The organism is Vibrio celticus (assembly GCF_024347335.1).
Taxonomy (GTDB): Bacteria; Pseudomonadota; Gammaproteobacteria; order Enterobacterales; family Vibrionaceae; genus Vibrio; species Vibrio celticus.
Genome location: NZ_AP025464.1, coordinates 1,300,684 through 1,323,795, shown reverse-complemented (window position 1 = coordinate 1,323,795; position 23,112 = coordinate 1,300,684). Strand labels below are relative to the sequence as shown.

Annotated in this window: 14 protein-coding genes and 1 pseudogene; 11 read left to right on the top strand and 4 right to left on the bottom strand. The window is 46.7% G+C overall.

The window, feature by feature from the left end; genetic code table 11:
* The first annotated feature begins 29 nt into the window (after positions 1-29).
* Entirely contained in the window at positions 30-2,393 is a 2,364-nt protein-coding gene (locus tag OCV19_RS21815) for a glycoside hydrolase family 3 N-terminal domain-containing protein (protein ID WP_065676331.1), read from the top strand.
* Between the two features lie 203 nt (positions 2,394-2,596).
* Here OCV19_RS21815 and OCV19_RS21810 read toward each other — a convergent pair whose 3' ends face one another.
* Positions 2,597-3,748 (bottom strand): aminotransferase-like domain-containing protein, encoded by a 1,152-nt coding sequence (locus OCV19_RS21810; RefSeq protein ID WP_065676330.1) that lies wholly within the window; start codon positions 3,746-3,748, stop codon positions 2,597-2,599.
* Between the two features lie 115 nt (positions 3,749-3,863).
* Here OCV19_RS21810 and OCV19_RS21805 point away from each other — a divergent pair, with 115 nt between their 5' ends.
* The 7 genes from OCV19_RS21805 to OCV19_RS21775 all read left to right on the top strand — a co-directional run bounded on the left by OCV19_RS21805 (position 3,864) and on the right by OCV19_RS21775 (position 11,843).
* Positions 3,864-4,733: an AraC family transcriptional regulator gene (locus OCV19_RS21805; RefSeq protein WP_065676329.1), complete on the top strand. Its 870-nt coding sequence runs from the start codon at positions 3,864-3,866 to the stop codon at positions 4,731-4,733.
* Positions 4,734-4,990: 257 nt separating this feature from the next.
* On the top strand, positions 4,991-6,304 hold the full coding sequence (locus OCV19_RS21800) for an MATE family efflux transporter (RefSeq protein WP_065676328.1): 1,314 nt from the start codon (positions 4,991-4,993) through the stop codon (positions 6,302-6,304).
* A gap of 214 nt (positions 6,305-6,518) precedes the next feature.
* Positions 6,519-7,277 carry an ATP-binding cassette domain-containing protein gene (locus tag OCV19_RS21795; protein WP_065676327.1) on the top strand — a complete coding sequence of 253 codons (759 nt, stop codon included), beginning with the start codon at positions 6,519-6,521 and terminating at the stop codon, positions 7,275-7,277.
* A complete protein-coding gene (locus OCV19_RS21790; RefSeq protein ID WP_065676326.1) occupies positions 7,274-8,125 on the top strand; it encodes an ABC transporter ATP-binding protein in 852 nt (283 codons plus the stop codon). Before OCV19_RS21795 ends, OCV19_RS21790 begins: the two co-directional genes overlap by 4 nt.
* Positions 8,126-8,187: 62 nt before the next feature.
* Positions 8,188-9,699 carry an ABC transporter substrate-binding protein gene (locus OCV19_RS21785; protein WP_065676325.1) on the top strand — a complete coding sequence of 504 codons (1,512 nt, stop codon included), beginning with the start codon at positions 8,188-8,190 and terminating at the stop codon, positions 9,697-9,699.
* 4 nt (positions 9,700-9,703) lie between these two features.
* Complete coding sequence (locus OCV19_RS21780; protein ID WP_065676324.1) at positions 9,704-11,440, top strand: ABC transporter permease subunit; 1,737 nt, start codon at positions 9,704-9,706, stop codon at positions 11,438-11,440.
* Between the two features lie 160 nt (positions 11,441-11,600).
* Positions 11,601-11,843 carry a hypothetical protein gene (locus OCV19_RS21775; protein ID WP_065676323.1) on the top strand — a complete coding sequence of 81 codons (243 nt, stop codon included), beginning with the start codon at positions 11,601-11,603 and terminating at the stop codon, positions 11,841-11,843.
* A 122-nt stretch (positions 11,844-11,965) separates the two neighbouring features.
* Here the strand turns inward: OCV19_RS21775 and OCV19_RS21770 are convergent, their stop codons facing one another.
* The 3 genes from OCV19_RS21770 to OCV19_RS21760 all read right to left on the bottom strand — a co-directional run bounded on the left by OCV19_RS21770 (position 11,966) and on the right by OCV19_RS21760 (position 18,065).
* Entirely contained in the window at positions 11,966-14,821 is a 2,856-nt protein-coding gene (locus OCV19_RS21770) for an FAD-binding and (Fe-S)-binding domain-containing protein (protein WP_065676322.1), read from the bottom strand.
* A gap of 162 nt (positions 14,822-14,983) precedes the next feature.
* The gene (lldD, locus tag OCV19_RS21765) at positions 14,984-16,123 is read right to left on the bottom strand and encodes an FMN-dependent L-lactate dehydrogenase LldD (protein ID WP_050643634.1); all 1,140 of its coding nucleotides are present in this window, start codon (positions 16,121-16,123) and stop codon (positions 14,984-14,986) included.
* A gap of 247 nt (positions 16,124-16,370) precedes the next feature.
* A complete protein-coding gene (locus tag OCV19_RS21760) occupies positions 16,371-18,065 on the bottom strand; it encodes an L-lactate permease (RefSeq protein WP_065676321.1) in 1,695 nt (564 codons plus the stop codon).
* Positions 18,066-18,299: 234 nt separating this feature from the next.
* Between OCV19_RS21760 and OCV19_RS21755 the strand changes: the two genes are divergently transcribed.
* The 3 genes and pseudogenes from OCV19_RS21755 (at position 18,300) to OCV19_RS21745 (ending at position 22,940) form a co-directional block, all read left to right on the top strand.
* Positions 18,300-19,217, top strand: coding sequence for a LysR family transcriptional regulator (locus OCV19_RS21755; protein WP_048611944.1), 918 nt, complete (start codon positions 18,300-18,302; stop codon positions 19,215-19,217).
* 11 nt (positions 19,218-19,228) lie between these two features.
* A pseudogene (locus tag OCV19_RS21750) lies at positions 19,229-21,283 on the top strand (prolyl oligopeptidase family serine peptidase).
* 373 nt (positions 21,284-21,656) lie between these two features.
* Entirely contained in the window at positions 21,657-22,940 is a 1,284-nt protein-coding gene (locus tag OCV19_RS21745; RefSeq protein ID WP_065676320.1) for a carbohydrate porin, read from the top strand.
* Positions 22,941-23,112 lie beyond the last annotated feature (172 nt).

Below are 23,112 nucleotides of genomic sequence, written 5' to 3'. Positions count from 1 at the left end.
TAACGCCATACATCATATAGAGGTGAACAATGGTGATTTACAAACAACCGGAATATTCAGTGGCACAGCGAGTGGAAGACCTATTGGCTCGCATGACGTTAGAAGAAAAAATAGCTCAACTCGGCGCGCAGTGGCTGCTGTTAGATGAAAATGGCGATCATAAAGAACGCGGTTTGGAAATGGTTTCTGGCACTGACTCGCGCAGCCTAGATGACAAAATCAAGCATGGTTTGGGCCAAATTACACGCGCACTTGGTACCCATACTGTTGATGCACAAGCGGGCGTTAAAGCGCTCAATAAGTTTCAGCAATATTTGGTTGAGCAAACGCGCTTAGGCATTCCTGCGATTCCTCACGAGGAATGTTTAGTGGGTTTAATGGCGCAAGGTGCAACGTTATATCCATCGTCACTAAACTATGGGCACACATGGAACCCGGCTTTGATTGAAGCAGCGGCAGCCGATATTGGCCGACAAGTTAAAATGGTTGGGGCAAAGCAAGGTTTAGCTCCCGTTCTTGATGTATCGCGTGATGTGCGGTGGGGAAGAACAGAAGAAACATTAGGCGAAGATCCTTATCACGCTGGTGTAATGGCAAGTCATTATGTGAGCGGTTTGCAAGGGCCAAACCGAGATGTGTTTGCCACACTCAAGCATTACGTTGGTCATTCAGCCAGTGAGGGCGCGCGTAATCACGCGCCTGTAAATCTTGGTTTTAGAGAACTCAACGATACATTCATGTTGCCATTCGAAATGGCGGTCAAACTCGCTAATGCGGGTTCGGTAATGCCTGCGTACCATGACCTTGATGGCGAACCTTGCCACGCTTCTCATCATTTATTGACGCAAGTGTTAAGAGAAGAGTGGGGATTTGATGGGCTTGTTGTTGCTGATTATGGTGGCGTCGAATTGCTTGCGTCGCATCATGCAATTGCAGAAGACAACGCACAAGCGGCGGCGCTTGCATTTAATGCGGGCTTAGACATCGAACTTCCTGACGATGCCTGCGCGGAACGCCTGACTAACGCCGTTGATCAAGGCTTTATTTCAATTGAAAAAATCGACGAAATTGTGGCTAGGGTCTTAAGCGTTAAATTCGAAATGGGTTTGTTCGAAAATCCATATTGCGAAGTTCCTACTACGCCTTTACATACGGAATCTAGCCGTGAACTCGCTTATCAAATCGCGAGTGAATCCATAGTGCTGCTTAAAAACGATGGCATCTTGCCACTTAATACCAAAACGACCCTCGGTTTGGTAGGTGCGACAGTTGACGATCAATTGGCGTTGCTAGGAGGCTACAGTTTCCCTGTACATCTAATTTTGAGCGAATCTGATAGCGATGAACAAGTGTCTAAAACCTTGTTGAACATCTTCCAAAAACAGTTTGAATCAGTGAATTATCATAAAGGCTGCGAAATATTAACTGAACGTCACGCCAATGCGCCTGTTTTCCCAGGAGACGTTGACCTTGCGATTGGGCAAGCGATGACATCACCAATTAGCCAAGACACCTCTCATATCGCGGGTGCGGTTGATGTCGCGATGAACAGCGATGTGGTTGTAGCTTGTGTTGGCGACCTTGCTGGGTTGTTCCAAACTGGCACTGTGGGTGAAGGTTCTGATACTGACTCGCTAATGTTGCCAGGTGTGCAGCAACAGATGCTCAACGAACTACTGGACACGGGCAAACCGATTGTTGTGCTCGTTACCGGAGGACGACCATATCAATTAGGAAGAGCAGAAGAGGAGGCCGCTGCGATCGTGTATGGCTGGGCTCCTGGGCAAGAGGGCGCAAGCGCTATATGCGATGTCCTTTCGGGCAAAGTCAACCCGAGTGGTCGCTTAACCTTGTCTATTCCAAAGAACGTTGGAGCCGTACCATATTTCTACAATCACAAGCTAAAGAGTGCGGGTACCCCGATTGCTTACCACTTCGGTTCGGCGTATAACTTTGGCTATGGTCTCAGTTATACCCAATTTGATTACGCCAATGTATCGCTTAATGGTGACGAGGTTACATTTGACGATATGATCGAAGTGAGCGTTGATGTGACCAACAGTGGCAGTCGCGATGGTGCTGAAGTCGTGCAATTGTATGTGCGCGACAAAATTTGTTCAGTGGTTCGTCCAGTGAAGGAGCTTAAAGGATTCTACAAAGTATCGGTTCAAGCAGGACAAACAAAAACAGTGATGTTCCGTTTACCTGTCGACATGCTTAACTTTACTGATGGTCAGCACCGTCGTGTGGTTGAAGGTGGGGAATTTGAACTTATGATAGGGCGTTCATCTAGCCAGATTGAACATCGCGTCACCGTGAAGGTTCAAGGCGACAAGCACGTGTTGCCTAAAAACTGGAAAATGGTGTGTGAAGTCGAAGAGTTGTTGCTGTAGCTTTAATTTTCTACTTTTACGGTCATTATCTGCTATTAAAAAATGTGATAAAAAGCGCGATACTACAGCTTGCTGTGTAGGTGGGTTAGTGCAATCAAAGCGTTAACCAATAAGTAAAACAAGTATCAAATTAAAGGGCTTGGGCTTGCTGTGAAATTTAGCAAGCCTTTTGCTTTTTTATCAAGTTAGCCTTACATAAATAGCTATTTCGCTTGGTTCAGTACTTCCGCTAAGCGTTTTACCGCTTCCGTCAATTCTTCTGGGTTGGCGTTGGTGAAGTTTAAGCGCAGTGCAGCTTTAGCTTCATCGGCCTTTGGATAGAATACAGGGCTTGGTACAACCGCTACACCATTCGAAAGTAGAGTTTTAGCCAGTTCGAAGGTGTCGCACTCTGGGATCTCAACCCAAATGAACATCCCGCCATCTACGGCTTTTAAGACGCAATCTGCAGGCAGTTGTTTCTCTAGTTCTGAGAACAGCACCTCATAACGAGACTTGTATAGAGTGCGAATGTTTTCCATGTGTACGTTGAAGTCTTCATGTTTTAGAAGACCGACAAGCAGCGCTTGCATAGGTACACTTGAGTGTAAGTCAGCGCCTTGCTTCACTTTAATCAGTGGCTCAAGGTAGCTGCGTTTGCCTGTTACTGCGCCAATACGTAAACCTGGCGATGCAATCTTAGAGAATGAACGAAGAACGATAGAGTTATCATGGCAGAACGAAGAAACCAACGGCAGTTCTGTACCTGTGAAACGCAGCTCACGGTATGGTGCATCTTCAATGAATGCCACGTTGTATTTGATACACAGCTCAGCGACTTTTTGACGAGTTTCTGTTGCCCAGCACACACCGGTTGGGTTGTGGAAATCAGGCACGGCATAGAACATCTTCGGTGATTGCTGTGCAAAGCACGTTTCCAGTTCGTCTAGGTTCGGGCCAAATTCAGTTTGAGACACGGTCGCAATGTTTGCTTGAACTAGGCCAAACACCTGCATCGCACCTAAGTAGCTTGGCGCTTCCATCACAACCACATCACCCGGGTCTACATACGCACGTGCAATCAAATCCAAACCTTGCTGAGAGCCAGTACAAATCATTGCCGTGTGTGACTCTGGCAATTGGTAGCTTTGTGTTAGGTGGTCAAGCAACGGGCCGTAGCCGGCAGTAGAACCGTATTGGAAAACTTCAGGCATATTCGCTAGATTTTCTAGCGTTGGCTTCATTAAATCGATAGGGAATGTCTTCTCGTCCGGTAAACCACCGGCCAATGAGATGACATTTGGATCACTTGCGGCTGCGAGGATCTCTCGAATGTATGAAGATTGAATCTGTTGTAATGACTGTGCGATTTCCATGTGTTGTGTCTCGTCGTTTATCGTTTTTATTCTATCGCTTGATATTACACGGCAATTGTAAAAACTAGCGTGTCCGTTTATGCTCTTAAACATGTCCATTTATGCTATTTAAACAATGTCACGTCAACACATATCGCGAATCAATGATGTCCTGTTCCATATTCACCAAGACATCAGTCAGCCTTTGTCTGCCAAAGAGCTATCTGAAATAGCGGCCTATTCAGAACAGCACTTTCATCGCACCTTTAAAAGTGTGGTCGGGGAGTCCTTGCATCAATATATCCGACGCACTCGAATGGAGTATGCAGCCAACCAATTGATGTTTGATACCAGCTCGTCTGTGGTTGAGATCGCCCATAAATGTGGCTTTAATTCTGTGTCTTCGTTTAGTCGAGCATTTAAAGCGACCTTTAATATGTCGCCCGGAGAGTGGCGTAAGCATGATTTACAAGTAGCAGAAAAGCCCTATTTGAAAGATCCCGAAGTGGCGGCGGGTTATTTGAATGTGGCGCAGCGAGTGCTACCTGAACCTAAGATTATTGAAGTGCCTGAGCGCATGGCAGCCTATGTTCGACATACGGGTTATAACCGCTCTATTCGCAATGCGTGGTTGATATTGAAAGCATGGGCGAATTCCGAACAGCGTGATTTTTCGAGCCAATTTGGTTTGCACCACTCAAACCCTGCTTGGGTTGAGATGGATCAGTGTCGTTATGTCGCGTGTATCGCGATTGATGAACCGATTAAGTATCGCAGTGTTGTGAACCAGATGGTGATCCCAGGAGGCTTGCATGCCGTGTTTCGACTGAATGGCCGTTATGGAGAACTGCTACCACAGATCAGTATGGTGTTAGAAAAGTGGCTACCCACATCTGGTTTCAAACAGCGCTCGACTCCCGCCTATGTGCATTATCATCAGAATCACTTTCTTAATGGTGATGAAATATTCGAACTCGATTTTTACCTTCCCGTGAGTTTTTACTAACCGATCTAAAGCTACTCATTTGGCTCGCTAGCGCAAAATCACTTAATCGATGGTTGTGCTGTTTTGTTGAACCAGACTTTGATCTTTTGTTGAGACAAATTAGCACAACCAATAGTAGCCAACGATTCAATGTAGTTGGACTAAGATAAAGGTGCTTTGTTGATAATCTACTCTAAGTAAATGATGACAACGTACGGATTAAACGATAGCATTTCGCTCTAATTGCAAATAGTTCTTAATATCACTCACTGGAATATATGACCATTACCCACAAAGATTATCTGAAAATTGCTTTCCCTTTCATCATCTCAACGGTGACACAACCTCTGTTAGGTGCGGTGGATACCGCTGTTATTGGCCAACTTGGTATTGCTGAATTGATTGGTGGCGTAGCGATCGGCACCATTATTATGAACACCATGTATTGGTTGTTTGGTTTTTTCCGTGTCAGTACCACGGGACAAAGTGCGATGGCACTGGGTAAGGGAAACCGCACTGATTTGGCGGGTAGTTTGATGCGTCCGTTTGTGCTGTCGGGTTTAGTGGGTTTGATCTTTATCTTGATACAACCGCTCATCTGGCAAGGTGCAATGTGGGTGATAGAGCCTGAAGCCAACGTGGCCGAGCACGCGCATATCTACTTCAGTATTTTGATTTATGGTGCGCCTTTCGTGTTGCTTAACTACACTATTATTGGTTGGTTGATGGGGCAGGCGAAAGCCAAAGAAGTCCTTTATACACAAGTGTTTGGTAATGTGCTTAACATTGTTTTAGATGCGGTGTTTGTACTCTATTTCGATTTGGGTGTCGCAGGTGTGGCTTACGCAAGTTTGATTGCACAAATTACCACCTTTGCGATTGGTGTGACCTTGGTGATGAAGACCAGCAATATCTCGATCTCTGAGTTCCTGCAAGGCTCGAAGATGACCAAGAAAGACCTATCGGCAATCATCTCATCGAATACTGATTTATTGCTTCGCACCATTTGTATCTTGGTGTTCTTCAACATGATGGCACGTACAGGCTCTAAACTGGGTACCGATGTTCTTGCGGCTAACGCGATCTTGATGCAGGTAACCTTCATTGTCAGTTACATGTTTGACGGCATTGCCAACGCATCGAGTGTGTTTGCGGGTAAAGCAGTAGGAGAGAAGAATCTTTCAACGTTGGATCGAGTATTAAGGCTTAACTTCCAATGGACGGCAGGTTTCATTGCTGCGCTGACGCTTTTAACCTTGATTTTTAAAGATATGATTGTTTTCTTGTTTACCGATATTCCAGCGCTGGTCACGCTGTACCAAGAGATGGCTCCGTGGTTAATTGTGTTCCCGCTAGTGGCTGGCTTTGGCTTAACGGTTTATGGCATTTTTACCGGAACGGGAACCACACGTCCGGTTAGAGACTCAAGCATCGCTACCTTGGCGGTATTCTTGGCTGTACAGACGTTTTCGGTCGATTTATGGGGCAATCATGGCTTGTGGTTGGCGTTTACCTTGTTCTATCTTGGGCGTATTGCATTCTTGTATCCGTTCATCGCTCAAGTTAAGCGGAAATGCCTTCCAATGACATAAGTAATAACAGCGACCACAAAGCTGAGGTCATATAGAATCATTACGAAAGCGCCTGATTTTTTCTCGTAGTTAGGCGCTTTTTTGTATCTTACGGATTGTGACCATAGGTGGTTTCACAAACAAATTTTCTGCGATTCGGTTCAATGTTCACTTTTCATCATACAGGCTTAATGATAGAGTTGTTATGTTATAACATCTACTTATGAGTATCTGCGTGAACGCCCCACTTTTGTCTGTTGACCACCTAACGATCAAAACCTCTTCGAGAACCCTTTTCCAAGATATCCACTTCGATGTTTATCGCGGTGAGCTGTTGGCGATCATGGGACCTTCAGGCATTGGTAAGTCGATGCTTTCTCGCGCTATTGCCGGGTTTCTGCCTGAGACGATTGAAGTTGAAGGTCATATTTCTCTGTCTGGTGAAGCGGTATGTGGTTTGCCTATGCTGCAAAGAACCGCAGCACAACGACCTGCGGTTATCTTCCAAGATGCCCTTCAAGCATTAAATCCTCTGGTTTCAATCGAAGGTCAACTTAGTTTGGCATTGACGGGGACTCGCACTAAGCCCAAATCACAAGACAAAATCAAACTCATCGAATTGCTAGTACAACTTGGTTTTCCTAATCCAGAAATCATCTTGCGGCTGTACCCGAGCCAAATTTCGGGCGGGCAACGCCAACGTGTTTGTATTGCGATTGGCTTGCTGAGTAACGCCGATATTATCATCGCCGATGAACCAACCAGTGCGTTAGATCCGGTGACAGAGCAAGAGATACTCAAGCTGATTCGACACAATGTTAAGCAGCGACAAATCGGTGGCTTGTTGATTACTCATGATCTGCACAGCGCGCTCGCGTGTGACAAGTTATTGGTCATCGATGATGGTGGTGTGGTGGCGTATGGTGCTCCGAAACATGCACTTGAATCGAGCTCTCACGCTTTCTGCTGTTCATTGAGAGACTTAATCGAATGAGCTCGACCTTACCACTAAACTCAGAAGCCTCGTCATTAATGCCAGTGACTGATTCAGAAACACAAACACCGATAGAGATTAAGTTCGACAATGTGAGTATTCACTACTACTCCGTACCAAGTTGGTTGGGTGGTAAAGCGTTCAAAGCGCTACAGAACATAGACCTTAATGTTGAAGACAAAAGCCTAGCAATTGTTGGGCGTTCTGGTGCCGGTAAATCAACGTTGATTGAGCTGCTATTTGGCCTTAAAGCGCCGACCGTTGGTCAAATAAACTTGTTCGGTTATTCGCTCCCAATTCGCGATAGCAAAGCGCAAGCAACTGTGTGTCGCTTGATTCAATTGGTGCCTCAAGAGCCCCACACTAGCCTCAACCCTTACTATAGCGTTCGACAGATCTTAGCCGAACCGCTAAGCAACTTAGATGTTTCGGGTAATCATGAAGCCATCATTGAAGAGGAGCTTTCAGACGTTGGATTGCCTGCCAGTTTGCTCTTACTGAAACCTAATCAGCTTTCTACAGGTCAAGCTCAACGTGTGGCTATTGCTCGGGCTCTTGTCGTTAGACCCGCAGTTTTAGTCGCCGATGAGCCAACCAGCAGCCTTGATCCGGTGAATCGTCAAAGGTTATTGGACTTATTGAATTTATTGAAAAAGAAGCGCGATATGCGCCTTATTTTGGTGACACACGACCTAGGCGCAGCACAAGCGCTTTGCGAAGAAATTCTGGTACTCGACCATGGTGAAATGGTCGAGCATGGACCGACCGATCAAGTGATGAGTAAACCTGCTCATCTTGCAACTCAGATGCTGATCGAGTCTCAGCCTCTTTCGAAATCTACTTGTTAACACAACCTTATTTATTAACGAAATACATCTTATTAAAAAATACAGCTACAGAGAAAATAACTATGCGTTTTAATTCAATCAAACTGGCTTGCACGCTTGCGTTGGCTCTGCCTTTGACGGGCTGTTTTGACTCTCAGCCAGAGTCGAGCGATGCCGCAGTAAAATCTGAAATCCGTGTTGCGATGATGCAACCGCCAAGAACCGGCTTATCGCCACTTTCTGATGATGCTTTTAAGCTATCTCGTTGGAGCACGGCTGAAACGCTAGTGAACTTGAGCCCAACCTCTGAAGCTCAACCAATGCTGGCAACGGATTGGAAACATCTTGATCCTCTGACTTGGCAGTTCACGATTCGCCAAGGCGTTAAATTCCATGATGGTTCGACATTAACGGCAAACTCTGTAGTGAACTCTCTACAAAAAGCGCTTGAAGCAGCACCTAAGCCACGCATCCTAGATGGTGTAGAGCTAGAAGTGAAAGCGATGGACAACTACCGCGTAGAGATCAAAACCAGCTTTGATGACCCTCTTCTACCAAGTCGTTTATCAAGCCCTCAATTAGCGATTCTTGCAGCAAGTGCGTACCAAGAAGATGGCCGTGTTATCCCAACGGGCGCGGGCACTGGTCCGTTTGAATTGACTGAAATTAACGGTACAACCAGCGCGAAACTGAAACGTTTCGATGGTTACTGGGGTGAAAAAGCACAGGTTGAATCTGTGATTGCAGAATACGTTCCTAACGGCTTCGCTCGTGCTGCAGCTCTAAGAACCGGTACGGCTGACATTGTTGAAGCGGTGCCAGTTTCACAGATCGCGACCGTTGATCCGAACCTGCTTTACGAAGTAGCAATGCCTCGTACTAACACGCTTTACCTGAACAATAAGTCAGGTGTATTTAGCGATATTGAACTGCGTAAGGTAGCGGCTGCTGCGGTAGACCGTGAGCAAATCGTGAATACCGTTTATGAAAACCACGCGGATATCGCGCAAGGTCTATTAGGTCCTGCACTTGCTTGGGCTGAGCCGATTCGACCTGAAGGTCAGGCTGTAGACAAAACGCTAAAAGCAAACGGTGAAAGCATTGTTATCGGTACCTTTACCGACCGTGCTGAGCTTCCAGAAGTGGCAGCACTACTTAAACAACAACTTGAAGCGGCTGGTTTCAAGGTTGAGCTGGATATTCGTGAATACGCTCAGATCGAGAACGATGCGCTATCAGGTAAGTTTGATGCGTTCATTCTTTCTCGTGCAACCGTTCTAGATTCGGGTGACCCAGTGGCTTACATGATGAGTGACTTTGGCTGTAAGGGTTCATTCAACCTTGGTCAATTCTGTTCTCAAGAAGTAGACCAAGCACTGACTCACGCTGATCTGCAACCATTAGGTGCACTGCGTCAGCAAGCGATCATCGAAGCTGAGCAAAAAATCTTGAATGACTTTGCTGCGATTCCACTGCTTCACGAACGTGTGATTCAAGGTGAAAGCGAGCGCGTAAACAATGTGGTTCGTGACCCAAGTGAGCGTCGTTTAGTTGACCAAACTACACAGATCAAACAAGTGAAACAGGCTAACTAAATAAATGTTATCTGCTGAGACTCTGCGTCGAACTCTATTTATCTTGACGCCTTGGCTATCAAGAATCGCCTCACTGATTGTGGTGGTGATTCTTGTTGGTTTGATGCCTGACATTGCAGGCATCGACCCAAGCCAATCTATTCTGCGGGCTAGGGCGGGGCAACAACACCTGCTTACGCCTGAAGCTTTAGCGGCGGTACGTGCTGATCTTCAGCTTGACCGTTCAGCCATTGAGCGCCTGATCGACTGGGTAGGAAGTGCTTTTTCAGGTGATCTAGGTGAATCATGGATTGATGGTTCCTCGGTAGCATTAGGCATTCAAAAAACAGCGTCGACATCTCTGTTTTTGATGTCTAGCGCATTGGTGATGACTTTCGTACTGTGCGGTGCAGGCTTACTTGCTACCTTACGCAGTTGGAAGAAGGGCAAACTGGGGCAGAGTTACAGCAGTTTAAGCACCGTATTAATATCGTTGCCAGAGTATGTGGTCGCCTCGGTATTAATACTGGTATTCTCAATCTGGTTAGGTTGGCTACCACCGTATGGTTGGCAAGGCTGGCAAGATATCTGGCTACCGAGTTTAGCGCTCGCACTGCCTGCAAGTGGCTTGTTTAGTCGCCTACTCAGAGACAGTTTACAACGCGTTCTTAACGAACCTTGGGTGATCACTTGGCTCAGTGCCAACGTTCACTCCAATCAAATTATTCGCTTTGCGCTAAAAAGAGCGTTGAGCAGTCTGATCCCGCAAATCGCGATGATCGTGATTGGCTTAACTGGTGGCGCAGTCGCGGTTGAGCTTATCTTTTCGATCCCTGGTATCGGGCGCATGATTCTTGGTGCAGCCAAGGCGCAAGACTTACCAACGCTGCAAGGCGGCTTATTGGTGTTGCTGCTATTTTCAATTGCCGTGAGCAGCATGAGTTTGTTTGTTCAGCAATTGATTCTTGGTCACAGCCTGAAAAGCGGCAAGCTCATCAGTAGCCACTCTTCGTTTCGTTTTACCCAGAACCGAGCTAAGCGTGTCACTGCTTTTGCGATCTTCTCTTTCCTAATTGCTATCGTTGTATGGGCTGCATTCCGAGACCCATACACTAGCCAATTCGCACGTTTGGCATCACCTAGTTGGCAAGCGCCTTTGGGTGCGGATGGCATTGGCCGAGACTTACTGGCGAGAATCGGCTCGGGTATGGTCTCGACCTTCCAAGCGGGTATCTTGGCAACGTTTTTGAGCTTGGTGACGGGCATCGTCATGGGCTTCAATACCCGCTTTAGCCAAGGCCTTATCGAGATCACTAAGGGCATTCCTTACATCATTGCAGGTCTGTTGGTTGCGGGCTTAACGGGCATGAATCCGAACAGCGCATTAATCGCGATTGTATTGGTGTCGTGGGCGCCGTTAGCCGCCCACTGCTCAAGTTTAATCGTAGAAGCCAAGGCTCAACCATATACGCACCTCGCGCCATTGTGGGGAACTAGCAAGCTTCGAATCTTCCGTTTCTACTTGCTTCCTTATGTATTGCCACCTTTGCTAAGGCACGCGATGTTGAGGCTGCCAGTAATCACATTGAGCCTGACCTCGCTTAGCTTCATCGGCTTGGGAGCTAAGCCTCCTGCACCGGAATGGGGTTTGATGATTGCAGAAAACTTGCCCTACATTGAACGCGCGCCATTAGCAGTCATGGGCCCAATTGTTGGTCTGATCCTGTTAGGTGCTGCAATTAATATGATGTTTGATGATTAACGAAAAAGTGCAGGCTGCTTAAGTTTTCTATGTGCTATTCGACTGAGTGTTCGATTTGCTTTTTATATTGTAACCTTGAGCCTGTTTTTTTGAATTGGCTTTCGGATCGGTTGTCGATCGGTTTTTAGCTTAGTTAAATGTTCAGCGTTAAGGATTCAACATGTATCTCGTTTTGTATTGCCACAATATTGGTATGACCGACTTTTCCTTTTTTGAAACGGAAGACTTTGACAAAGAAGAGGGCTATATCGTGCGAGGTAAATGGCCGAATGAGAAAGCGTTTCGTGATTATTTAACTAAAGAGTTTTGTGACATGAGCGAATTCCAAGTGATCGACTTAATCGCCAAAGGCGCAGAAGCAGAACACTACTCACCAGAAGAGTTGATGCGTTTTGCTCAGTAACCGTTAGCTCAGCAATATCTAGCTCGGTAATGCGTTTTAAATCGAATAAAGAAATGGCAGCCTGATTGGGCTGCCATTTTTCGTTTTAGGTTTAAGTTAATACCTTTGCGCTATGAACGATGCTATTGCGCGACTTCGTCCACCAAGTACAAGATTGACTGATACGGAATGCCACTGTGATGTGACAAACCGATCTCACAGGTTCGACTGTTACTGAATCCACGAGTACAGTTGCTCGGCACTTGCTCCTTGAGTGGGTGTACTGCAGCTTCATTCAGCTCTGGCGTGGTAAAACCTTTATCACCCGCCCAACCACAGCATTGAATATGTTCAGGAACGATGACTTCTTCGGTACAGGCTTTAGCAAGGCTCAACATCGCGCCTTCTAAACCCATTCGACGAGAGCTACAAGTCACATGCAGCATCACGGTTTCTTGCAGCGGCTCAAGTGTCAGGTGCTCAAGCAGGTATTGATTCACAAATCCTGTCGGCTCTAATACCTCTAACGGTTTGGTGAACTGTTCAATACTGCGTTTAGCACATGGGCTGGTATCCATTAAGACTGGGTATTCACCCTGACAGCTCGCTTGCCACAACACTTCTTCGAGCTGTTGCGCTTTAGATTGGGCTAAATCGGTCATCCCTTTGCTGTCGTAAGGCATACCACAACATTGGTCGTCTAGCTTCTTCGGAAGAATTACCTCAAATCCGGCTTTATTAAGTAAAGACATGGTCACTTCAGTTAGGGGGCGTTGGTCGCCCGCATCACTCTGTTGTCCCATGGTGCGACTCGCACAGGAAGGGAGGTAAACCACCTTCTTATGATTGCTTGAAGATTCTGCCGTCACTGGTGATGAGGCAAGCGAGTGACTATTGGATTGCGGCATCTCTGGCATCCAAACCGGTGTCGCGCCTTTGGTTATTGAGCGTAAGCCATTGGTGAGCTTACCAACTGTATTTGCGCCTAGAACCTTATTCGCCACTTGATTGGTTTTGAGACCAGCCTTGGTTAGCTTGGTGGTGGTCGAGAAGTGATCCGCTGTCCACTTAGCAATTGGCGTGAACTTTTCATACTTGGCGATACGAAGTTTCTTCACTAAATCGCCAGTATTGATACCCACTGGGCAACGCTCGGCACACAGACCTGTTGCAGCGCAGGTATCAATGCCTTGGTATTCAAATGTCTTCTCTAGCTCGCTTGCTTCTATCTCTTCACCTGCTTCTCGGCGGCGTTGCAGTTCTCGGTACAACACGATGCGTTGGCGTGGTGATAAGGTCAGTGTGCGAGACGGGCAGACTGGCTCACAGAATCCACACTCAATACAGCGGTCGACAAGGTCGTCGGCAGCAGGCATTGGCTTTAAGTCTGTGATGTGGGAATTTGGATTGTCGTTGATGATAACGCCGGGGTTAAGCAGCCTTTCTGGGTCAAACAGCGCTTTGATCTGTTGCATCAAGGCATAGCCATCTTTGCCCCATTCCAATTCCACATAAGGTGCCATGTTTCGGCCCGTGCCGTGTTCCGCTTTCAAAGAGCCTTGATATTTCACGGCGACGAGCTCGGCTACGTCATCCATGAAACCGCCGTAACGGTCGATCTCTTCTTGGCTATCGAAGCCTTGGGTAAACACAAAGTGCAGGTTGCCTTCGAGTGCGTGACCGAAAATGATCGCTTCGCTGTAGTCGTATTTGTCGAACAGCTCTTGCAGCTCTCGAATGCCGTTAGCGAGGTTTTCAACAGGGAAAGCAACGTCTTCGATGATAACGGTTGTGCCAACTTCACGAACGGCTCCAACCGCAGGGAACATGCCTTTTCGGATGCCCCAAAGAGTCGCGACTGTCTTTGGATCGGAAGTGAAAGGCACCGATTCAACAATCGTGTACTCAGTCAATGCGTCCAAAATTGATTTACATTGTAAATCTAAGTCCTGCTGGGAGCTGGCGTGTGATTCAACCAAAATCGCTGCGGCTTCTAAATCCAAGTTCGGCATGAATGCAGGCATACCTGGCTTATCAGCCACTGAACGCAGCGCTCTGCCGTCCATCAATTCAACCGCAGCAACTGGCGTTTTTGATAGCGTAGTCACGGCTTTACTGGCTTGCTCGATGTCGGCAAACACAAGCAGTGCAGAAGCTTTGTTCGGGTGTTCGATAACCGTGTTGTAGGTGATTTCGGCGATGAAGCCTAGCGTGCCCTCTGAACCGATCATCAGGTGTTTAATGATTTCGATTGGGTCGTGGTAATCGACCAATGCATTCAGAGCGTAGCCCGTAGTGTTTTTGAGGCGGTATTTGTGGCGGATTCTGTCTGCAAGTTCTTGGTTTGACGCTGTCTGTTGATGTAATTCAACAATGCCTTCAAACAGTTCTTTGTGTGATTGCTTGAATGCCTCAACACTTGCGTTATCAGCTGTATCAAGCAGGGAGCCATCACTCAATACGATTTTCATGCTCTCAACGGTGCGGTACGAGTTTTGCGCAGTACCACAACACATGCCACTGGCGTTGTTCGCTGCAATACCACCGATTTTACAGGTATTGATAGAGGCTGGATCTGGGCCGATTTTACGTTGGAAAGGGGCAAGGTATTTGTTGGCATCTGCACCAATCACACCCGGTTGAAGGATGATCTGATTGCCGTTGTCGACGATTTCGTGGCCGCGCCAGTCGTCGGTCAGTGTGATGAGTACCGAGTCTGAAACCGCTTGCCCTGACAGGCTGGTGCCCGCGGCGCGAAAGGTAAAATGAATACCGAGTTCGCGACAACTTTGAATGGTGAATATGACTTCGTCTAAGTTCTTGAGCCTTAGAACCATTTTCGGCACCAAGCGATAGAAACTCGCATCGGTGCCGTAAGCCAATCGCTTTGCCTCTTGAGTGACAATGCGTTGTGTTTCTATTTTTTGAGCCAGTATCGCTTCAAGCTGCTGATAAGCTTGTGCGTCTATTACTCGCTCATGGGATGTGGTTGTCTCCATCTTTGCTTCCTTGTGCTTCTTATTTGGCACTGATTTGTTTTTATTTTATTTTCCAGTGCTTAAACGGTGTCACAACGGCAGTGGAATTGCTGTGACACCGATTGAACTTCAGTCTAAGTAGACCAAAGCATTAGTCCGAATCTGAGCCTGAGTCGTGGCCGATTAATCTAGTCCTACCAGAGATTCACGAGTTAAGTCTTTGATTGTCTTAGCGCCAGTTAGAGTCATCGCAACGCGCATCTCTTTGTCATACAGGTCGAGTAGGTTCTCAACGCCTGCTTGTCCTTGCGCTGCTAACGCGTAGACGAAAGAGCGACCAAGCAAGGTGCAGTCTGCGCCCATCGCCATCATACGAACCACATCTAAGCCAGTACGAATGCCAGAGTCGACCAGAATCTTAGTGTCGCCTTTTACTGCGTCTGCAATTGCAGGCAGTGCTTTAGCACTTGATAGAACGCCATCAAGCTGACGACCGCCGTGGTTTGAAACTACGATACCGTCTGCACCAAATCTCACGGCGTCTTTTGCATCTTCTTCATCAAGAATGCCTTTGATGACCATTGGGCCATTCCAGAAGTCACGGATCCACTCTAGGTCTTTCCATGAAATTGATGGGTCGAAGTTATCACCCAACCAACCGATGTAGTCTTCCAGTTTGGTTGGAGAACCGCGGTAAGTAGAGATGTTGCCAAGATCGTGAGGCTTGCCGAGTAAACCAACATCAACGGCCCAGCTAGGATGACGCATCGATTGGAATACACGACGCATTGCTGCATTCGGGCCACTCATTCCTGAGTGCATGTCACGGTAGCGAGCGCCGGGTACTGGCATATCCACGGTGAAGACCAGCGTTGTGACGCCAGCTGCTTTGGCGCGCTCAAGAACGTTCTTCATGAAGCCGCGATCTTTTAATACGTAAAGTTGAAACCACATTGGGCGTTCAATCTTAGGTGCGACTTCTTCAATCGGGCATACCGATACAGTCGACATGGTAAAAGGGATGCCTTTGTTGTCGGCGGCCTTTGCTGCTTGTACTTCACCACGTCGTGCGTACATACCCGTTAAACCAACCGGAGCCAGCGCGATTGGCATTGCGAGTTTTTCGCCAAACAACTCGGTTTCCAAATTTAGGTCCGACATGTCATTAAGTACACGCTGCTTGAGCGCGATCTCTGCCAGATCGGCCGTGTTGCGGCGTAGGGTATGTTCTCCGTAAGAACCGCCGTCAATGTAGTGGAAAAGAAACGGTGGCAATTTCGATTTTGCTGCGGCGCGGTAATCAGTCGATGCGGATATGATCATAATTTCAGTCCTAAATTCTTGGGATGTTGCCCTTCTATGAGAGCTTGGTTTGGGCTGCTTTAATTCTTGAAAGTAAGTGTTCGATCTTGCTTAATCTTTGAAGCTGTAAACGATAAAATGGCGTTAATACCCGAGAGTGTTGATGTGTTTCAGTATCCATTCCAAAACTCATCAACTGTCTTATTAGACGGTGTTGCAGTCGGGGAATTGAGTATTAACGCCAAGTGCTTTTGTTACGACTTATGGTTTACATAAGTGCGTCTGTCATTTTGAAGCCGTAGATAACCACTAGGCCGATGATCCCTGTCATCACCAAGTAGTAGAACGTTGGGATGATTGTCTTACGTAGCGTTGCACCTTCACGTCCTAGTAAACCTACCGTTGCCGATGCCGCTACTACGTTGTGAATCGCAATCATGTTACCTGCTGCTGCACCAACCGCTTGCAGAGCGACAACCACCGCACTAGAGATAGTCAGAGTTTGTGCCACTTCAAACTGGAATTGGCTGAACATCATGTTTGAAACTGTGTTCGAACCTGCAATGAAGGCACCTAACGCGCCAACCGTTGCACTCAGTGCTGGGAATGCGCCGCCAACTAGGTCAGCTGCAAAGTTCGCAGTCGTTACCGGCATACTTGCCAAATCAGCGCCGTTCACACCAGAGTTAATGAAGATACGTACCATCGGGATGGTGAACACCAACACAAAGCCTGCGCCAATCAGTGTTTTACTTGATTCACCAAAGGCTTTAGCCAGTGGAGCTGCGCTGCGAGATTGCATTAGAACCGCAACCAGCGCGACGAAGACTAAGATGCCGCCCGGTAGATATAGAGGTTGAATCGCTGTGCTTACGCCTGTCTCGCCTAGGATGTTGCTGAACGAAAGGCTCACGCTCTTAAGCAGGCCTTTGAACTCAGGGCTTACACGGCTAACAACTAGAGTGACAGCAAGCAGCACGTAAGGTGCCCATGCCATCGCCATGCTCATTTTCTTATGGTTTTGATTGTTGTCATCAAGGTCGATTTTCAGAGAACCTAGCCATTCTGCTGGCCACTTGTCTTCGCTTTCAAAATCCCATTTTGATTTTGGTACGAGGAAGCCACGTTTTGCTGCAGTAACCACAATTGCTAGGCCAACCAAACCACCAATCAGTGATGGGAATTCAGCGCCTAGGAAAACACCTGTTAGTGCGTAAGGAATAGTGAAAGCAGCACCTGCGAAAAGTGCGAACGGCAGAATATCTAAACCTTCAGTCCAGCTTTTGTTCTTACCGAAGAAGCGAGTCAGCATCATCGCCATCAATACAGGCATCATTACACCAACAGAAGCGTGAATCAGCGCAACGCTTGACGTGATTTGTTGTAGGTAAGCATCCCATGTTGAGCCATGAGCAATCAGGCTTTCACCGATGTTGTGCGTATCCAAACCTTTGTTCACACCAACGATAATTGGAGTACCCACCGCGCCGAACGATACCGGCGTAGATTGAATCATCATGCCCATCAGTACCGCAGCTAACGCTGGGAAGCCAATTGCAACTAATAATGGAGCGGCGATTGCAGCGGGTGTGCCGAAGCCAGACGCACCTTCAATGAATGAACCAAAACACCAAGCAATGATGATCGCTTGTACACGACGGTCTGCTGAAATGTCAGTAAATCCATTGCGGATAGTGGTGATGGCTCCGGTGTGTTTCAAAGTGTTTAATAAGAAGATGGCGCCGAACACAATCCAGAGAACCGACACGGTAATGCCGAAGCCTTGGAATACAGAGGCCAGCACGCGAGTGCTAGACATATCCCAAGCGAGTAGGGCGATAGCAACCGTTAAGGCAAATGCCACGGGCATCGCTTTTTTTGCAGGCCAGTTAAGGCCAACCAGCAGAATCGCTGCAACAACTATTGGTGAAAATGCCAATAGGGCTAGTAGAGTTTCACTCATGGGTACTTCCTCGTACTGTTTTCAAACGTTCATGTTTGAAGTAAAGATCACGTTATGGTTTGTCATTATTTGAATCGCTTTGGCCTCTAAATGGGAACCTTCTTTGGGCGACTCTTGTAATTGGAATGACTGTTTTTGTAATTGTTTTGTTAATTTGGCGTGAATTTACCCCTTTGTTTTTTATTGATATAGGGAAATAATGAAAATAATTAATTCCAAAATTGGCATAATCAGATGCGAGCAGACGATTTGATCCTGTTTTCACAGGTGGTAGAACTGGGCAGTTTCAGTAAAGTGGCAGAGCAAAATAACCTTACAAATTCGGTAGTTAGTAAAAGAATTGCGCGTTTAGAGGAAGAGATCGGCGTGCAATTATTATATCGAACCACGCGTAAATTGACCCTGACTGAGGCGGGTAAGGCAATGTTACACGGGGCCAAAAATGTGAAGCAGGCAGCTCAAGAGGCTATGGATGCAGTTTCAGGCTTTGGTGAAAATGTCAGTGGTCATATCAAAATGTCAGTGCCTACTATCTCCGGAGATTTGATTCTCGCAGACGCGGTGGCTGAGTTTTGTAATATGCACCCAGGTTTAACGGTCGATATGTCTCTGAACAATCGCTTTGTCGACTTGGTTGAGGATGGTCTCGACTTGGTGATTCGAACCGGCTACTTGGAAGATTCAAGCCTCATTGCTCGTCATATATTGGATTCACAATGGGTGGTGTGCGCTTCGCCGTCTTATATCGCTAAGAACGGTAAGCCGATGCTACCTAAAGACTTAGTGCAACATAACTGTCTGCAATACGCGTATCAAACAACGGGTGCCAGTGAATGGCAGTTCCTGCATAGTAAAGACGGATGTACTGACAACGACAAATACATAGTGCGTGTCTCAGGTTCATTTTCTACCGATAACGCCACGGCACTTCGTAAAGCTGCGTTGGGCGGCCATGGTGTGGCGTACGTGCCACGTTGTCTGGTGTATCACGATATTCGCAACGGCCAGCTGGTGGACATCTTCCCTGATTTAGTCGGTAAAAAGCTGGGTATTTATGCGGTGTACCCCTTTACGCGCCAGCCACCGAACAAGATTAAGTTATTGATTGAACACATCAGAACCCGTTACCTGACGATTTCACATTATTTTTAATAAGGATCACGATGAGCTATCTAAAAGAGTATCCAGTCACCAACAAACAGAGCGTCAGCGATGACTATTTTGGCCAGATAATCGAAGACCCGTATCGTTGGTTAGAAGATGATAGAAGTGACGAGACCGCGCAGTGGGTAGCGAGTCAAAATGAGGTCACGTTTGATTACCTTGCTTAAATTCCGTATCGCGCTGAACTGCGAGAGCGATTGGCGAAAGCGCAAGACTACAAAAAGAGCTCGCAGCCGTTTGTGCGAGGTGATTACACCTATTTCTATAAGAACGATGGCCTGCAGAATCACAGTATTCTCTATCGTCAGAAAGAGGGGCAGCAGGTTGAAGCCTTCTTAGACCCGAATACCTTCTCGGAAGACGGCACCACATCTCTAGGCTCGGTGTCGTTTTCTAAAGACTACAGCTTAGTGGCGTACAGCATTTCTGAAGGTGGTAGCGACTGGCGCAAGATCTTCGTTATTGATACCGAGACTAAACAGCAGCTTGAAGCCGAAATCACTGACGCCAAATTTACTGGTATTTCTTGGTTGGGTAATCGCGGCTTTTATTACTCTAGCTATGACAAGCCAGACGGCAGTGAACTCTCTGCTCGTACTGAGCAACACAAGCTGTACTTCCATGAGTTGGGTACAGAGCAAGCTAGTGACAAGGTAATCTTTGGTGAGAGCAACGCTGAACAACACCGTTATGTGTCGGGCTACACCACGGAAGACGATCGTTACCTAATTATTCTTGGGAAAGAATCGACATCAGGTAACAGACTGTTCTATATCGATTTAGATTCAGAGGCGCAATCGTTGAACACGCTGATTGACCATGTTGATAGCGACACTTACCTCATCGATAACCAAGACCAAGTCTTCATCTTATACACCAACTTAGAAGCACCCAATGGCAAGGTGGTGAGCTTTGATACTCGCGATGGAAAGTGGCTTGATATCATCCCTGAGAAGCCACAGCCACTGGACATCAGCACTGGTGGTGGTTACTTGTTTGCGCACTACATGGTGGATGTGGTGTCTAAAATCGATCAGCTTGATTACCAAGGTAACTTAGTTCGAGAACTTCACATGCCAGGGATGGGAACGGCCAGTGGCTTAGGTGGTAAAAAAGAGCAAACCCAGCTTTATTACACCTTTACCAACTATGTCACGCCGCCAACGATTTTCTTATTCGATGTCGAAACTGGTGGTTCAGAAATCTATCAGCGATCTGAGTCACCGTTTGAATCTGACAAGTTCGAGTCTAAACAGGTCTTCTATACCTCAAAAGATGGTACACAGGTTCCGATGCTTATCTCTTATAAGAAAGGATTAAAACTAGGCGGTAGTAACCCAACCATTTTGTACGCGTATGGCGGCTTTAACGTTAGCCTAACGCCTTCTTTCTCAGGTACGGTCGGCAGTTGGCTAGAACTGGGTGGTGTATATGCGGTGCCAAACCTGCGTGGCGGTGGTGAGTATGGTACGGCGTGGCACAAAGCCGGAACTCAGCAGAAAAAGCAGAATGTCTTTGACGACTTCATTGCTGCTGCCGAGTTCTTAATCGAAGAAAACTACACCAGTAGCGATACGTTAGCGATCCGCGGTGGGTCTAATGGTGGTTTGCTAGTGGGCGCTTGCATGACACAAAGGCCTGAGCTGTTCCAAGTGGCTCTGCCTGCGGTTGGGGTATTGGACATGTTGCGTTACCACACATTCACGTCTGGTGAAGGCTGGGCGTACGACTACGGCACATCAGCACAAAACAAAGAGATGTTTGAATACTTACTTGGCTATTCTCCCGTTCACAATGTGGTGCGTGGCGTTGATTATCCGGCGACTCTTGTTACGACCGCTGATCACGATGACCGCGTGGTGCCTGCTCACTCTTATAAGTTCATTGCAGAGCTGCAAGATAAGCATGAAGGTGGCGCGCCAGTGATGATTCGTATTGATGTTAATGCGGGCCATGGCGCCGGAATGCCACTCAGCAAAGCGATCGATTTAACCGCCGATATCTACGCATTTACTCTGTTCAATATGGGGATTGCGTCTCTAGATTCACTTTAGCGAATGCTTGATTTTAGATAACAGGGTATTTTAGTCTGACCAAAAAGCCTCAAAATCTGCCTTAGATCTCGAGGCTTTTCATATATGTGAAAACCAATCAAAACGGGGTCGTATCTCCTTAACTTTTACACACTGTTTTCCGTGATAGCTGCCACCATTACTGATGAAATGAAAGCGATTTCAAGCTGATATTTTACGCAATATCAATTCTAACCTGTTGATCTTAAACCTGTAGTTTTCGTCATGGATATTCTAAAAGTTTCATGGCTTTTAGGCTGATTTATCAGTGTGAACAGCGACCAACTTTTCAACGCTTTCATTGCTTAAAATTTCCCTGTTCGATGAAAACTCAAAAAAATAATAGGGAAATATAATGCAAAAATTTAAGCTTTTGCCAATAACAGTCGCAGTGGCGGCGTCGCTTGCTTCAATCTCTTCTTTTGCTGCTGATACTGATATCGAAGCATTAGAAAAACGAATTCAAGAGTTAGAATCTAGGGTTGTGGATATTGATTATGTCAACGATCAACAGCCAGCTGTCTTGACTCCAGACACGAAAGTGCCAGAAGGGATTGTATTCTCTGGTTACGCTCGTTACGGTGCACATTACTCGGATGGAGACAACCGCTATGTTGAAGTTGGTAGCTCAGGTCGCTCTCTCGGTCGTTTGGGTAACGAAGCAAACGGCGGTGAGTTTCAATTAGGAAAAATTTTCCAAGCAGATAGCGGTGCGAAGTGGGATTTAGTGCTCATGCTTGATGATTGGAACAACGATCAGTGGGGTTCTTCTGGCGGCGTAAACTTGAAGAAAATGTATGCTGGTGTCACTAATTTCGTTGAGAGCCAACCTGAACTATACGCATGGGCTGGTCGTGATTTCCATCAACGTCCACAACAAGGTTTGAACGATTACTTCTGGATGACACATGATGGTCAAGGTGCGGGCTTTAACAACTTAAACCTTGGTGGCATTAAGCTAAATATGGGTTTTGTTGGTGCGGTTGATAGCGAAGACGGTGCTCTAGGTAATGATTCAGGCCGTTATGGTATTACGTCGAAACTTCACGGCATCAATGCTGGTATTGGTAACCTAGATTTGTATGCTAACTATGGTTTCGCGTCTGAAGAAGCCGATACTATCGGGAATAAAGTAAGCGATGAAAATGCATGGCAAATCGGTGCAACTCTTGGCTTAGGTGATTCCAACAAGTTAGTTGCTAAATACGCTGACGGTGCTGACAACTCAGTATTTGACTTAGCGGGCGATAAGCAAGTTATCTATGTAAGTTTAGAAGGTAACTACGCAACGAGCGATCAATTCATTATTGATTACCTTATATCGTACAAAGACATCTCTGGTGACGATGCAACAGAGCAGAGCGAATATGCTGGTATCGTTCGCCCACAGTACCAATGGGATGACACGCATTCTACATGGTTAGAAGCGGGCTACGCGATGGAAGATCGTGATGATGGTTCTGAGAAAAACGGTTGGAAAGTAACGTTATCTCAAAACGTATCACTTGGTGGTCTACCTTGGAGTCGTCCAATGCTACGTTTCTACACAACAGTGGGTGATGTGGAGACTAAAGGCACAACTAAAACGGTTACTGCAGATACACTTGCATTCGGTGCAATGTTTGAAGCTTGGTGGTAATCACAAGCTAGCAACAGCAGCTCTTTGAATTCGGCATATTTTCAAAGAGCCTGTGTTTGAAAGTAGTAAAGACTGTCCATTTTAGCCCTAAAGGCAGATTAATTAGGGCACGTTTCAATTAACTCCATTCTTGGGCACATTCTTTGTGCCCTTTTTTTCGCCACTAGATCAA